13 protein-coding genes and 2 tRNA genes are annotated in these 15,019 nt (G+C 44.4%); 3 read left to right on the top strand and 12 right to left on the bottom strand.

Annotated features, from left to right (window positions below):
- Position 1 precedes the first annotated feature (1 nt).
- From lat to AC0S1O_RS02260, 3 genes are all read right to left on the bottom strand, one after another.
- On the bottom strand, positions 2-1,321 hold the full coding sequence (gene lat / locus AC0S1O_RS02270) for an L-lysine 6-transaminase (protein WP_475394146.1): 1,320 nt from the start codon (positions 1,319-1,321) through the stop codon (positions 2-4).
- A 192-nt stretch (positions 1,322-1,513) separates the two neighbouring features.
- Positions 1,514-1,587 (bottom strand) — tRNA-Ala (locus tag AC0S1O_RS02265).
- Between the two features lie 38 nt (positions 1,588-1,625).
- Entirely contained in the window at positions 1,626-3,395 is a 1,770-nt protein-coding gene (locus tag AC0S1O_RS02260) for a GH25 family lysozyme (protein WP_475394145.1), read from the bottom strand.
- Positions 3,396-3,452: 57 nt separating this feature from the next.
- Here AC0S1O_RS02260 and AC0S1O_RS02255 point away from each other — a divergent pair.
- A tRNA-Asp gene (locus AC0S1O_RS02255) sits at positions 3,453-3,569 on the top strand.
- 153 nt (positions 3,570-3,722) lie between these two features.
- Here AC0S1O_RS02255 and AC0S1O_RS02250 read toward each other — a convergent pair.
- The 7 genes from AC0S1O_RS02250 to AC0S1O_RS02220 all read right to left on the bottom strand — a co-directional run bounded on the left by AC0S1O_RS02250 (position 3,723) and on the right by AC0S1O_RS02220 (position 8,474).
- On the bottom strand, positions 3,723-3,917 hold the full coding sequence (locus AC0S1O_RS02250; protein WP_475394144.1) for a hypothetical protein: 195 nt from the start codon (positions 3,915-3,917) through the stop codon (positions 3,723-3,725).
- 7 nt (positions 3,918-3,924) lie between these two features.
- Positions 3,925-4,251 (bottom strand): hypothetical protein, encoded by a 327-nt coding sequence (locus AC0S1O_RS02245; protein WP_475394143.1) that lies wholly within the window; start codon positions 4,249-4,251, stop codon positions 3,925-3,927.
- Positions 4,252-4,448: 197 nt separating this feature from the next.
- On the bottom strand, positions 4,449-5,735 hold the full coding sequence (gene aspS / locus AC0S1O_RS02240) for an aspartate--tRNA(Asn) ligase (protein ID WP_475394142.1): 1,287 nt from the start codon (positions 5,733-5,735) through the stop codon (positions 4,449-4,451).
- 43 nt (positions 5,736-5,778) lie between these two features.
- Positions 5,779-7,176: an ATPase domain-containing protein gene (locus tag AC0S1O_RS02235; RefSeq protein ID WP_475394141.1), complete on the bottom strand. Its 1,398-nt coding sequence runs from the start codon at positions 7,174-7,176 to the stop codon at positions 5,779-5,781.
- A complete protein-coding gene (locus tag AC0S1O_RS02230) occupies positions 7,166-7,558 on the bottom strand; it encodes a ribbon-helix-helix domain-containing protein (protein WP_475394140.1) in 393 nt (130 codons plus the stop codon). The genes AC0S1O_RS02235 and AC0S1O_RS02230 overlap by 11 nt, the downstream gene beginning before the upstream one ends.
- A gap of 17 nt (positions 7,559-7,575) precedes the next feature.
- Positions 7,576-7,875, bottom strand: a complete 300-nt coding sequence (locus tag AC0S1O_RS02225; protein ID WP_475394139.1) for a transcriptional regulator — start codon at positions 7,873-7,875, stop codon at positions 7,576-7,578.
- Positions 7,875-8,474: a hypothetical protein gene (locus AC0S1O_RS02220; RefSeq protein ID WP_475394138.1), complete on the bottom strand. Its 600-nt coding sequence runs from the start codon at positions 8,472-8,474 to the stop codon at positions 7,875-7,877. The genes AC0S1O_RS02225 and AC0S1O_RS02220 overlap by 1 nt, the downstream gene beginning before the upstream one ends.
- A 101-nt stretch (positions 8,475-8,575) precedes the next feature.
- Between AC0S1O_RS02220 and pdxT the strand changes: the two genes are divergently transcribed.
- Both pdxT and gcvT read left to right on the top strand, forming a co-directional pair.
- Complete coding sequence (gene pdxT / locus AC0S1O_RS02215; RefSeq protein WP_475394137.1) at positions 8,576-9,154, top strand: pyridoxal 5'-phosphate synthase glutaminase subunit PdxT; 579 nt, start codon at positions 8,576-8,578, stop codon at positions 9,152-9,154.
- 70 nt (positions 9,155-9,224) lie between these two features.
- Entirely contained in the window at positions 9,225-10,340 is a 1,116-nt protein-coding gene (gcvT, locus tag AC0S1O_RS02210) for a glycine cleavage system aminomethyltransferase GcvT (RefSeq protein WP_475394136.1), read from the top strand.
- 27 nt (positions 10,341-10,367) lie between these two features.
- Here the strand turns inward: gcvT and AC0S1O_RS02205 are convergent, their stop codons facing one another.
- Positions 10,368-10,997: a zinc metalloprotease gene (locus AC0S1O_RS02205; RefSeq protein WP_475394135.1), complete on the bottom strand. Its 630-nt coding sequence runs from the start codon at positions 10,995-10,997 to the stop codon at positions 10,368-10,370.
- Positions 10,994-14,881, bottom strand: a complete 3,888-nt coding sequence (locus AC0S1O_RS02200) for a tetratricopeptide repeat protein (RefSeq protein WP_475394134.1) — start codon at positions 14,879-14,881, stop codon at positions 10,994-10,996. Before AC0S1O_RS02200 ends, AC0S1O_RS02205 begins: the two co-directional genes overlap by 4 nt.
- Positions 14,882-15,019: the final 138 nt, after the last annotated feature.

Below are 15,019 nucleotides of genomic sequence, written 5' to 3'. Positions count from 1 at the left end.
TTCAAAGGAACCGCAGAGTGCGGTCCATTATGTCGTGGGCTATGTTAATTTCATCCTCTGTAATTATCAACGGTGGGCGGAACCTTATTCCGCGTGCTCCGCTCTTGAGAACGAGCAGGCCATTCCTGTATGCATCGCTGAAGAATTTATCGCGCATCTCTGTGGTGGCGAGATCAAAGGCATCGAATATTCCACGGCCACGCACATTGCTCACCTTATCCGGGTACTTCTCTTGGAGTTCGTGGAGCATCTTGAGCATCTTTTCACCCATCCTTGCTGCGTTATCCACAAGTCCATCATCATGGATGATCTCTATTATCCTCTTGGCCTTCACCATATCCACTATGTTTCCGCCCCAGGTGGAGTTTATTCTGCTGGGCACGTGGAAAACGTTATCCTCTATCTCATCGACCTTTTGGCCCACCATAATTCCGCAGACCTTCATCTTCTTACCGAATGCCATTATGTCTGGCTGAACATCAAAATGCTCGTGGGCCCACCATTTGCCCGTGGCGCCAACGCCAGTTTGTACCTCGTCAACTATGAACATTATGTCGTTCTCCTTGAGAATATTCTCAACGGCCTTGAAATACTCCTTTCTGAAGTGATTGTCACCCCCCTCTCCTTGAATGGGCTCAATTATGAAGGCTGCAATATCCTCCTGATATTTGTCAATGGCCTCCTTTATCTCCTCCAGGCTCTTCTTCTCCAGCTCCTTCACCTTCTCTAAGTTCTCCCCTTCCAGAGGGAAGGTTATCTTAGGATTCGTTACCTTGGGCCACTCAAATTTTGGGAAGTACTTGGTCTTGTTTGGGTCAAAGGTGTTTGTAAGTGCGAGAGTGTATCCGCTTCTGCCATGGAAAGCCTCCTTGAGATGTATAACCTTCAAACGCTGTGTATTGTCCTCCTTTCCATTTGCGATATTCTTCCTAACCCTCCAATCAAAGGCAACCTTCAGGGCATTCTCAACGGCAAGGGCACCGCCAGAGACGAAGAAGAAGTATCTGAAATAGGGGGGCGTGGCATACTTGGAAAGGGTGTCAACGAATTCCGCATATTCCACGGTGTAAATATCACTATTTGTTATCTTGTTTATTGCAGTTCTCTGCAGTTTTTTCAGGAACTCGGGATCGAACATTCCGGGATGGTTCATCCCCAGCGCGCTGGTTGCGAAAAACCCGAAGAAATCCAGGTAATATTTGCTGTGTCTCGCATCGTAAAGCCACATCCCGTGGCTCTTGTCAATGTCCAGAACCATGTCTAGACCGTCGGTGAGAATTCTCTCTCCTAAAACCTTATGAACTTCCTTTGGCGATATCATAATGGGGCATGGAAGTGTGGGATATATAGGTTTGGGATTCTCCCCATAATATAACTCACAAGGAATTAATTTATAAATGGGAAAAATACAAATTCTTTGGGGGTAAAGCACCTTTTTTAAAGGGGCTTAGTGGATCGGGCGGGACGAGCATATCTGATGCGAGTAAGCCCGTGTCCATGGAGCGAAGCGGAATGGACCGGGCGGGATTTGAACCCGCGGCCTCCACATTGCGAATGTGGCGATCTTCCGGTCTGATCTACCGGCCCTCAAGTGGAAATTAGGGGAGATTATAAAAATATTGCGTCTACCTACATTTTCTCCTGAAAAAGAGTAAGATCAAAAATATCAATACAAGAGGAAATGCGGAAAATTCGGGAACCTGGGTAGATATCTGTTCCGTGTACTGAGATGCACACCAAGATTGTGTGGAAGACCACCAGAACTCGTACCATGTTATTCCCTCAGTCCCGTTGTAATCCTGGCCGATCCTTGCAAATAGCATTCCATCGTAAACTTCCCCCAAAATCTCATAGCCCGTTCCTGGTCCTCCTCGCACATGCAGGTAGGTAGCAACATTCACCCTAAAAACGCCGTAGGATACATTTTCAGTGTACCAAGATGCACACCATCCCACCCTGTCATCATAGAAAAATTCCCACCACCGGCGCCCGCTCGAGTCCACATAATAATTATAGGCCACATACACCTGACCTTCCTTAATCGTACCTAAAATCTGATAAGATGTGCCTGGACCCACTCGAACATTTAAAGCATACGCGGTGACCTTGAAGGGCTGTATTACCCTCTTCGCCCCGTCTTCTATGTGATAATAATTAATTCTGCTGTAGGTTGATGGAAAGTACGAAGATAAAGAGGCGTTCCAGACATTAGGATCATGCATGGCTATTCCAACATCATTTCCGCTTCTGTAAACCACAATTGCCGCATGGCTCCAGTGATCCCCGCTCTCATTTCCAAAAATAATAACATCTCCAACCTCCAGATCCCCTGGCACTGAGAAATTTTGAGATGTTACATAGGTATAATCCACATCCTGATACTCAATTAGATTGTTGTGAAGTGCTTCACATGACGGAAGTGCCCCATAACTGCTGGAATCCAATCCGCCTCCAGAACCGTCATCACCCCTCCAGAGAGACAGACCTCCTGCAATGAGGGCCTGAGATACAAAATTGGCACTTTCATCACTTGAATTTGAATAGGATGCATAATGCGGGTTTGAAGATGACCACCACTTATAGGCATAACCATAGGCCGCCTGATGGTCATAAAGAGGTTGTGGTGAGACTTTGTGGATAACGTATTCATCCTCAAGAGTTTCCAAATTTCCATTGAAAACATCTTCATCCACATTTCCAGATATTCCACTCACACTCCCACTATCTGTATACTGCCAGAAACTCCAGGATGGCCATACTCCCGTATTGGGCTCTTCACTGGAATCTCCCGTGTATTCTGCAATCCACAGGTCCCACTGGGTTATAGATTGCCCCAGATTCTCTGCCCATGAAGAACTTGTATATACAAGAGGCCTTATTCCGGTCTCGTTGTAAACCCGGCTACAGAAGGCGTTGGCCCAATCCGTAAGCTGGGACCATGTCAAATCATTGCTATTGTCTTCCAAATCAAGAACAGGCACAAGATATCCATCCTTAAGATATGGAGAAATTGTATTTACAAAATGATCCGCCTCCTGATCCGCCTCGCTTTCTATGGGCGTGTTGGGCTCTGCAAAATGATAGGCTCCCATATATAACCCCGCTGCATGGCCATTTTCCATATTCGTGGTAAACTCGCTATCCACATAACTCGTGCCCTGCGTGGCCTTCACAAATGCAAAGCGGTATCCATCGTTGTAAACTTCCTGCCAATCAACGTCTCCCTGCCAGTGGGAGACATCCACACCATATACCCTTCCAGAGGTTGAGGATACTTTGAGTTTTAAATAATTATAATCCGTCCCGTTGGGCTGACACAAAGTTAACCCGTAAAATATTGTAGTAAACATAATTGCAACGCCAACAAGGGTAATAAACATTGATTTGTATTTCATCTCTATCCCGCATGTATTGAAAAAGTATATATATTCTTTTTCATTTTGCCCCTTGCTGCCCCGGTAGTGTAGCGGCCCATCATGCGGGCCTGTCGAAGCCCCTTTGGAAAAGGTGCTTTACTCCCAAAGGGCTGCAAATAGCCCGCGACCCGGGTTCAAATCCCGGCCGGGGCGCTTCACTTTTGCAACGAATCTTTATAAATGGAACCCATTACCGAGGATCTGTTACAAAATCCGATCTGGGTGTTTTAATACATACTGCAATATAATCCTGTTCTACGGCAGAAATTTAAAATATAATCCTTACATTATATTCCTTGGTTAGAATCAGACCATGCTGGGATTGAAATTAATTAATAGAAACTCTGTATCCTTCTTTTTTTGCCAATTTGTTAGAATCAGACCATGCTGGGATTGAAAAGGGCATATTTCCTGCACGCCTCTATCTGTGCCTCTATGCTGTATGTATCCTTTTCTCTTCTGCTCTTCCGTACTCACCCTGGCGTAGATGATGGCTCTCATATGGCATCTATGGATGTGCTAGCATCCAAGTATATGCTGCCATTCCAAAGAAAAAAGCTATTCCGATTAAGTGAACCAAAATCAGTATAACTTCTCCTTTTTTCATGAGGCTACCCTCCTTCTTTTTCTCTCTCCTCTCTTGTATATAGCATAATTCACTATCATCAGGAATGTCAAAATCACTCCACCCGTCGCCCACCATATCCACATTTTTTCTGTGAATGAGGCCGTCAGAGCCGACGCTATATATTGCCCCAAACCAACCGCCTATATCACCAGTATAGCCCCAAATATCCCGAATATAGTGGTTATTTTCCATTTCAAACTTTTCCATCCCATATATTCATCACCTCCTTCTTATTTATTCCTTTCGCCTTCCAGAAGCCCGGTGAGCTCCTTCCACTTGCGGATCTTCATCTGTATGCTCCTCTTGCTGAATTGTATACTCTCTTCCTGGATAATCTAAAGAATTACGATAAAAATCTCCGTGTTTTTAAAAATATAAAAGATTAGAGTGGGAAAATGGAAAAATCATGGCACGAGCCTGGTGCGATCTCTGGGAAATATCACACATTCCCTTATGTTTTTAACTCCCGTTACTATCATCACCAATCGCTCCAGTCCAAGCCCCCAGCCCGCATGGGGAGGCATGCCATAACGAAATGCCTTAAGGTAGAAGTCAAAGTTTTCCGGGTTGAGTCCCTTGCGCTTCATAATTTCCACGAGGGAGTCGTATCTATGATTTCTCTGCGCCCCTGAACTTAACTCCTTCTCACGGTACATCAAATCAAAGGCAAGTGAATATTTTTCATCCTGGGGCATCACATAGAAGGGTTTAATCTCAAGGGGCCAGCGGGTTATGAAGTAAAAATCTTTTATTTCCTCTCCGAGAACCTTAAGCGCCTCAGTGGAGAAGTCCTCGCCCCATTCCATCTCCATATTTCTGTTTATTATGCTTAATGCCTCCTCGTAGGTTATCCTCTTGAAGGGCAACTCTGGCACCCTCCATTCCATACCAAGGAGCTCCAGAGCCTCTCTCTCCCTCTCAATGGCGTACCTTATTCCATTTGCAACGCTCTCTTCCAGCACCCTCATAGCATCCTCATGGTTTGCAAAACTCATCTCTGCATCTATGGATATGAACTCATTAAGATGCCTCGTTGTGTTGTGCTCCTCGGCCCTGAACGCTGGAGCAATTTCAAAAACGTGGTCAAATCCCGCAGCCATCAAAATCTGTTTGTAAAGCTGAGGACTCTGGTTAAGGTACGCATCCTTCTCAAAATATCGCACGGGAAAGAGTTCCGTGCCCCCCTCTGTGGCCGTGGCCACAATCTTTGGAGTGTGCACCTCCAGAAAATTCTTGGATATGAGGGTATCACGTATTCCCTGAAGAATTGCACTTCTAACCTTGAATACAGAGAGAACCTCCGGCTTTCGCAGGTCCAGAAATCTATTTTCTATTCTGGTTTCCATATCTGCGGACACCTTATCGGCAACACCGAGGGGGAGTGGTGTTTCTGCAACGCTCAAAACTTCAATCTCCTCGGGCAAGATTTCAAAACCCAGTTTTGCCTGTTCAGTGCGCTGCACCTTTCCACGGGCACATATGACCGTTTCTCTTGTGAGTTTTGTGTACTCCTTAAATTTCTCCTTTCCTACGATCCCACGGATCAAGGTGAGCTGGGCGAACCCGCTTCTATCACGAAGTATTATAAATGCTATGCGCCCAAGCACGCGTATATCGTGAATCCACCCACAGACCTTGACCTCCTCGCCATCAAGTTGAGATGCTTCCTTGAGTGTGTGTGTTCTGAGCATGGGCATAGGATTGCGGATAAATATTAAAAATTAGCGTATAAACTTACTTGAAAAACTTCTCAACACGCTTCTTCATCTCAAGATGTCTCGGAATTCCGCTTATGACCCCCTCCATAAATTCCGCCTTGCCCAGAATCTTTATGCCCTTAGGTCCGATGTCGTACTCAATTATGCCCTTCTCGTAATTCATCCCCATACTCTTAACCACCACCATGAATTTTCTCAACTCTGAGCCTATCTCCGCATAGCGCAGATCAATTATTATATCAGAGAGGTACAAAACCTTGGATGTACCGAGATTGTAGGAGGATATTATGCGTGGAGTTGTATATGTGACCAGCGTGGTTATGCCTCTGGTCTTGAAGTTTTTCACAATCTCGTGCTCTATTTTCTGGGATTCTTCACTTTCCCCCACATTGTTTATTCCATCTATCACCACCCTCGTTGCTGATTTTGATTGCCGGTAAATTTCCCACATAAACTTGTAGGCATCCACGTTAACCGGGTTCTTCTCCAAAATACTGCATTGTGAGAGGTCAAATCCGAATTCTCTAGCATGCTTCAATATCATGCTTTCAGTGTCCTTGAACGATACAAACACGCATTTACCCTTCTCCCTGGCCGATTCGCTTAGAAATTGATACGCCATAACAGTTTTTCCTGTTCCTGGAGGACCTGTTACGAGAATTACACTTCCTGAATAGACCTCTCCAAGAATATTCTCCATACCCCTTATTCCAAAGTTTATCTTCCGTAACTTTACCTGCCTCTCCCTGGGCAAAAAATTCGGATAAACTCTCAACCCCGTTTCCGCGATATCAAATCCATGAAGGCCATGCACGAAATTGCTACCGCGAACCTTCATTATCTGAACCCTTCTTTTTGTTCCATCGTAGCGAAGCAGGATAACACTGTCTGCAACATACTCCTCCACACTGCCCGTGTCAGATATGTTCCTCTCTGCAGTAAAAAGCATTGTGCCTCCGAGCCTCCTTATCCTCTGAGATAACTCAAAAATGGCAGCACGGAGTTCCTCCACGCCTCCATAGTATGGAAGCAGGGGCGATATCCCGTCTAAGGCCACAATTTTTGCATTATGAACGTTCATGCTTGTGGTTATGACCTCCCCAAGGAGCTTCACATCAAGGGCCCTCTTACCAAGCACGGGCCTTACGGCACTGAAATCGAGATAGTGCACATTTTCCCGCACATTTGCGTACCTGTGCCTCATCCCTCTTGGCATGTTACTCACAATGTTCTTCCAGGATTCCTCCAGGGATACGTAGAGTACATCCCTCTCCTGTGCATGATGCAGGAGGTAGTTCACAGCAAAGAGCGTCTTTCCAGCCCCCTGAGAGCCCACAACGAGATTGAAACTCCCATCAATAAAACCCCCGCCCATGAGTCTGTCAAGCTCTTCAATACCTGTGCTAATCCTCATCCTCCCCTCCCTCCAGCAGAGTTTGAGCAAGAAGTTCTGCCAAAGTATAGCCCAGACGGGATTTTAGAATATCAACCACCTTTTCCACATACTCCTCAGGATCCTCAGTTTCAAGTTTTTCTATTTCATCTGCAAGTTGCCTCGCATCATCCTCATCCATAAAATTGGAAAGAATCGATTCGATCCTCGTGGGCATCGTGCCCATGGCCCTTCTCATTATAATTTCACGCTCTCTTATCTCCTTCACGTACCTCCTTATGGCATCTCTCACAAATTCGGATGGGCCCTTCCATCCATAATGCGGATACTTCTTTATTATCTCATGAATGGCCATATACATATCCTTGGGCACGCGGACCATCTTGTCCTCTTCGCTTCCCACAGGTATTTAACGGCTTTTTAATATTTAACATTTCCCTCCAGATGCTCCCTCAGCAATCTTATGTATTCCCTCGTCTCCTTCACACCTTTATCCGTTATCCATACGGCTGTTCTGGGTCTATCCACAATGACCTTCCTCATTATGATCAGTCCGTTCTTCTCAAGGGTTTTGAGATGAGAGTCCAGATTGCCGGGAGTTGTCCCAATAGCATTCAGGAGTTCCTTAAAAAGCGCTCTTCTGCGGGGCAAAAGATAAATGAGAATTGATAATCTTATGGGATTTCCCACCACTGAATTCTTTGCAATATCCCTCAGCATCACTGTTCACCCACCAGAGTGAAAGCGCCAAAGAGATAAAGAAGAGTGGAGAGGGCATATCCAACCAGAACGAATCCTGCCGCCAGAGACCAGCCCAAGTATCCTGAACCTGCATTTACCCAGAATAACAGGGGAGCGGCCAGAGCGGATGTGAACACGGGCATTAGGGGGCGATAATCCCTTATTGCTATTGATATGCCCATGTTTCCACAGATTATGAATATCAGAAATCCGAGTATGTAAGACCTTGGATTCCAGAGAATAGGTATAATGGTCCATATTACTCCGCCAATAACCCATCCTATGAGCATAACGCTCCACATCCCTTTCCTATGATTTTCCCTCAGATGTTTCATCTTCTTCCAAACTATCGTGTTTATGTAAAATATGAACACAATGGCCAGTGCCCAGAATACGCCTATAATGTACCCAAAATATCCTGTCGTTGGGCAGCAGGAATATATTATGGTCTCCAAAGCGAGATATATTCCGAGCATTATTGTCCAAGATGCGTAATTCAATGCTCCGTAAACATAGGAACTTGCTATCAATTTCCTCTCTATCCTTTCAAGGGCCTCAACCATTTCTTCCATACCCATCACCAATTACCCATATACATCACCAAATATAACAGGTGCAGTTATTCTGAATTTCAGAACGATTATTGCAAATTTTTTATACACCATTCCCATGCTTCACTATGCGTATCGGTGTGCTTGCAATTCAGGGAGATGTCAGCGAGCATGTTGAAGGTGTTAAGAGGGCACTTGATTATTTGGATATGAAGGGTGAAGTGGATTATGTGAGAAAAAGGGAGCAAATCTCAGGTCTGGATTATCTCATCATACCTGGGGGGGAGAGCACCACAATTTCAAGGCTTATGATTCGAAGTGGAATATACGATGAGATAAAGAAAAAGACGGAAAAAGAGGATCTGGCCGTCATAGGCACCTGCGCCGGATCTATTCTTATGGCCAGGGAGGTTATTGATGATTCCCGTGTTAAAACCCTTGCTCTTATGGATATTGCCGTTAGAAGGAATTTCTTCGGCAGGCAGAGGGAAAGTTTTGAAACGGATCTTGAAATTAAGGGTCTGGGCTCCTATCACGCAGTGTTCATTCGCGCTCCCGTTATCGAGCGTTGCTGGGGGGATTGTGAGATACTTGCAAAGATAGGGGATAAAATAGCCATGGCCAGGCAGGATCGCTTCATTTCTCTGATTTTCCATCCTGAACTCACGGAGGATTATCGAATCTACAAACTTTTCTTTGAACTCTGAGACCCCCCATCATTTCCACTGGAGGATAAGTTTTAATTCTTATCAAACCTTTATCCCCCCGGTGATTATGATGAAATACACAGCCTTGCATGATGTGCACGTAAAGATGGGTGCGAAAATGACAGTGTTTGGGGGATATCACATGCCCCTTTGGTACACAAGCATTATAGAGGAGCATAGAGCCGTACGCGAAAGTGTTGGAATTTTCGATGTTTCACATATGGGAGATATCCTTGTTGAAGGGCCAGATGCCACAGAGTTTCTGAGTTACATACTTCCAACAGATTTCTCAAAGGTTAAGGTTATGAAGGCCACATACACGGCCTTTATGAATCACCGGGGTGTACTGATAGATGATACCATAGTTACAAAACTTGGCAATGATAGGTATCTCCTCGTGCCAAATGCAGCCACTGCAGAGCAGATATATCATTTCATGTACTCCATGGCCGGAGGGTATGATGTTGAGATAAAGAATTTCACCCAAGAGCTTTCATGTATGGCTGTACAGGGTAGGAACGCCCAGAATACTTTACAGAAATTAACGGATTACGATCTGAGCAGTATAGGGTTCTTCGAGGCTGCCTATATAGATTTGAAGGGTGTGAATATCAAGGATAACGAGTTGGCCGGAAAAAAGGCGTTCATATCAAGAACCGGCTACACGGGGGAGGATGGTTTTGAAATTGTGGTACCGAATGAGAATGCCGAGGAAGTATGGTACAAGATACTTGATGCTGGTGAGGAGTATGGCATTAAGCCCTGTGGGCTTGGTGCAAGGGACACTCTTCGCATGGAAAAGGGATTTCTGCTGAGTGGCCAGGATTTCCATCCACTCCACGAGCCCAGAACTCCCCTGGAAGCGGGAATATCATGGATCATAGATTGGGATCACGACTTCATGGGCAAGGAGAGATTAGTCAAGATGAATGAAGAGAAAAAATACGACCTGTTCCGGGGCATATTACTAAGGGGGAAGGGAATCCCCAGGCATGGTTATGAGATCTACAAGGATGGTGAGAAGATAGGATACCTAACAAGTGGAACCATGTCCCCCATTCTGAATGTGGGTATTGGTCTGGGCTATGTGAGGAGACCCTACATAAAGGTGGGCACAGAGGTGCAGGTGAATATACGGGGAAGAATGGTGCCTGCCGAAATAAGAAAGCCAAAATTGGTAAAATGATCTCCAGAGGAAATCATGGGGTCTCTCTCAGTGGATGAAGAAGGGAAGATAAAAGAAGCCAATTCCTGCAATGGAGAGTACGAAGAGAAACACGTACACGGGAACATTCCATCTCAATATTTTTAGTCCATCCATGGGTCCTATGGGCAGAAGGTTGAAGAATGCGAGAAAGAAATTCAGGTACGCTATTTGGAGCAGAATTTGTGTTATAAGGGAATTTTGAATCAATAGGGCTCCAGCAAATAGGGAGAAACCTGCAATTAAATTTGTTGCTGGACCTGCAGCGGAAATTTTTCCGTTCTCTTTCACAGAGGGGAATCCATATATGTAAACGGCTCCTGGAGCGGCAAAGAGAAATCCTATGAAACTGCTGAAAAAAGCTATTAGAAGCCCCGTTTTCCAAGCTTTGAATGCTGCCGGATAGCCATATTTTATGGCCACGTATTTATGTGCCATCTCATGGAGAAAGAAAGCAATGAGCACAGAAAGGAAAGCGGTTATTAAGGTTAAAAACAACACGCCATAGTTTCCATTAAGGAAAGCCCCCCTAGACATCAAAATCCAGAAGGATAGGGTTAAGATGCCCAGGGCAAGGAGAATATCCCTAAACTCGTCAGGATAGATTTTGAATTTGGGTTTTGAGTAATAATAGGTCATAGAAATTCCTCCCCATCCTCCTCGATTCTCTCCACTTTTTCCACGGGCTCTTTTTCCTCCCTATCCGGATGTTCATCCACTGGAGTTTCCGTATCCTCCTCCAGTTCTAGGAGTAAATTACGCAGGAATTTGGCGCGGCATAGGCCGATTTCTAGGTTTATCATTAGGTTCAATACTGATTTGTTTTTAAGATCCATATCCAAAACCTTGCGCAGCAGAATCTCATCTTCCTTCGTGGGTTTGCGATTCAGGTCCTTCTTGAAGCATTGCTCTATGTACCTTAACAGCCTCTTGGAGGATTTCACATCCATATTTGTATTTGCCACAATTTCGGCAAGGGTCAGATCCTTTATTCTTTTCAATTTTTTTGCCAGTGTATAGGTTTTTCTCTCTAAGTCTTCCATCTCCTTCTCTGTGAGTTTATCGATGTTCAGAGGCTCCTCCAATTTTATGTAGTCAAACACCTTGGATACCATGGCAAGTGGAACGTTTAGATCCTTGAAAGCCTCCTTCTTTGTAACCCTCTTTCCCGTTCTATATTCGTGAAGCAGAATTTTTCTAGCGTATTTTTCAAGTTCTCTGTTCTCTATTATTCTCTCACACTCCATTTTACCCTCCTGTGCTGAGCTCAACTCGGGATTTATCTCAAGAGCCTTTTCAAAGGATTTTAAGGCTCTCTCAAGATCATCCATTTTTATGAGAACAAATCCCCTTGAGGTCCACATATGGGCATCGTCAGGGGCTATCTCAATGCCCTTATTCAGGTACTCAAGGGCCTTTTTGTAATCACCCGCACTCTGGTACGCGAATGCCAGGGACTTGTAGGTTTCTGGGTCCTTTGGATCGAGGAGATGGGCGCGCTCGTAGGCCTTTATTGCATTTTCATAATCCTTTAGGGCAAGGGAGCATCTCGCTATACCGAGCCAGGAGTTTTTGTCCCTCTTGTCAATATTAACAACCCTCTGATAGGTCTTCAGGGCATCCTCAAATCGACCATCTGCCTCTAGGGCCCTTCCCAAAACCCGCAGGGCATTTATGTTGTTTTCCTTGGCCAGTGGTTTTAAAAGTTTGATTATTTCATCGTACTTCTCCATCTCCAGCAGAATGTTTGCAAGGTTAATTCTTGTGTCTTCACTGTCCTCAATCTCAAAGGCCTTCTTGGCATGCTCATAGGCCATGTCAAGGTTATCAATTCCCAGATAGATACGGGATGCCAGAAGATAGAACCTTGCCTCTTTACCCAGCTGGATCGCCTTCTGTATGGAGTTTATGGCCTCATCAATGTCTCCATTTCTATAGTACGCCTTTGCCAATTTATGGTACAATTCTGGCCTCTCCTCAAGATTTATGGCCTCAATGTAGTTTTCTATGGCCTCATCGTATTTTTTCAAATTATAATTTGCATCGCCAAGAAGCTCCAGAACTCTAGAATTCTTGTTTAATTGTGCAGAACGAAGAAGGTACTCCTTCGCATCTTCATACTTTTTGAGATTTATAAGCGCCTTGCCCAGGTCCATAAGGTTTTTGTAATCTTCAGGTGATACGCTTAGTATGTTTTTACATATTTCAACGGCATCAGCATATCTCTCATGCTTCATTAGCAGATCCTTCAACTCGTAGAGGAGAACCTCATTATCGGGGTATATTTCCAGGGCCTCCCGGTAGGTGGCAATTGCACTGTCTATTTTCCCCACATGATCGTACGCGTAGGCAAGGTCTCTCCAGGCGGCGAGGTTTTTCTTGTTCATTGTTATAATTTCCTTGGCAGTTTCAATCACGCAATCAAAGTCCTTCTGTGCTTTGCAAATATCCTTCTTCAACTCCATGTACCGCTCCCTTCTCTCATAGTTGAGGGCAAGATTCACATCCTTTAATGCTGCCTCATATTCCTTCTTTCTGAATCTTGCATAGGCCCTTTTGTATATGTATTTTGAGTTTGTTGGCTCTATCTTCACAAGGGTATTGAAAATTTTAATGGCATCTTCGTATCTTTTCATCTGTAGAAGAACATCTCCCTTCTCAAACATGGCCTTTGTGAAATTCTCGTTGATCTTCAGGGCCGAATCAAAACTCTCCAGAGCATCCTCATATCTCTTTATTTTTTTCAAACAGAGCCCACGCTCGTACCAAAGTCGCATATCATTTGGATCAAGTTTAAGCGCCTCATCATAGTATTCCACGGCCTCATCAAATTTATCAAGTTTTTCCATTGTCCAGGCGAGGTTTTTCCAGTATTTCTTCTCGTTGGGATTGATCTCTGTGGCCTTCTTGAATGAGTATCTCGCGTTCTCAAGATCTCCCAGTTTGTAGTATATCATTCCAAGGAGGTTCCAACCCTCGTCATCATCCTCCTTCATCTTCAATCCTTTTTCAAGGGTCTTCTTGGCCTCATCGTACCTGCTTGAAGTGTAGTAGGCCCGTGCAAGATCCCTGTAGGTCTCAAAATCTCCACCCATGGATATGATCTGGGTTGATGCGGTTATAATCTCCTGGGGCTTGTTGAGTTCCTTTGCAATCTCCTTCCTCAATTTCCACAACTCTATGTTTGCCCCCTCAATTTCGGTTGCTCTGATTATAAAATTCAGAGAACTCTCCAGTTTTCCCAGATTCCTGTATGCAATTGCTTCATTCACAAGGGATTCAACATCATTTGGCTCAATTTTCAGAATCTCCTCACAAACGGAGATAACCCGATCCCACTGCTCCTCCTTCTTAAGAATATCTCTTTGCAATTTCAAACTTGGAAGATGTTTTGGAAATTCCTTCAGTATATTTTGCGCGATTTCGAAGGCCCTGTCAAGTTTATCAAGTTTGAAATACGCGTATGCAAGATCATACATAATGTCCAGATCGTTATTTCCCAAATCCAGGAGACCAACGCAGGCATCTGCCAGATCGGCGTGATTCTTCAATTTTTTTGCCAGTTCCCTTTTAAGGGCAAGGGCATCCAGATACCTTTTGTCGTGCTCGAGGGCCCTGTTGACCGCCTTGAGAGCCTCCGCATCCCTCTCCATAAGGTGGAGAATGGAAGATTCGAGGTACCATGATTTCTTATCATTGGGATCTATCTTAATGGCCTCTCTTATGCACCTTAGGGCCTCCTCGTACTCACCCCTCTTCTTGTGCAGTATGGACAGGTTTATCCAGGAGCGTTTATCATTTGGATCTATGCTTATCGCCTTTTTGAGTGCGTTTATTGCATCAACCATCCTGTCCATCTTCGCATACGCGGCGCCAAGGTAAACCCACGCCTGCTGGTACTCTGCATTTATGTTGACAACATCCTTCATAACCCTTACACATTCGGCATAACTCTGAATTTTGTACAATTGCACGCCCATCTTGAAGAGAATTTCTATATCCTTGGGCCTGTATTCAAGGTATTTTTCATAGTATTTCAATTCCTCCGGGTATAGATTTATGAGTTTTTTGTATATATCCAGGGCCTCATCTATATCGCCCTTCAACTGATAGATCTCTGCCTTTGTCTCCCAGGCGTTCCTGTTCTGCAAGTCAATCTGAAGGGCTTTTTCCACGAGAAATATGGCCTTTTTGTAGTCCTTCTGCAGAGCGCGGATCATTGCATAATTAGTGTAGGCATCCACGTTCTCCCTATCCATATTTATGGCCATCTTGAATGCATCTGCCGCATTTTTTATATCTCCTGCTTTTTGAAATGTGAGCCCTATATTTACAAGAAGTTTTGAGAACTCATCATTTTTTAACTTAACCAATCCCTTATTTTCCCTTATATTTTGAAGGGCCTTGAGCAGATACTCCTTCCCCTCAGGGTCACCTTTGTTTATGAGTTTCAAACCCTTTTCGTACAATTTTTCGGAACGACGATACACCTTTGATTCCTTATTTCCAAACTGTAGGGCCACAGCCTCTCACCCATTCAGTATTCTCAAAGGTATTATTAAAATTTTCTAAACCCACGGGGCTCTGCAGCGAAATCTATAAAAATTTTACACAGAAAAATTTTTAATGTTTACGAAAAGTTTAAATAGTGTGATGTGCAT

It is taken from the genome of Candidatus Aciduliprofundum sp. HYA1, from assembly GCF_056175085.1.
This window is presented reverse-complemented; position numbering and strand designations above follow the sequence as displayed.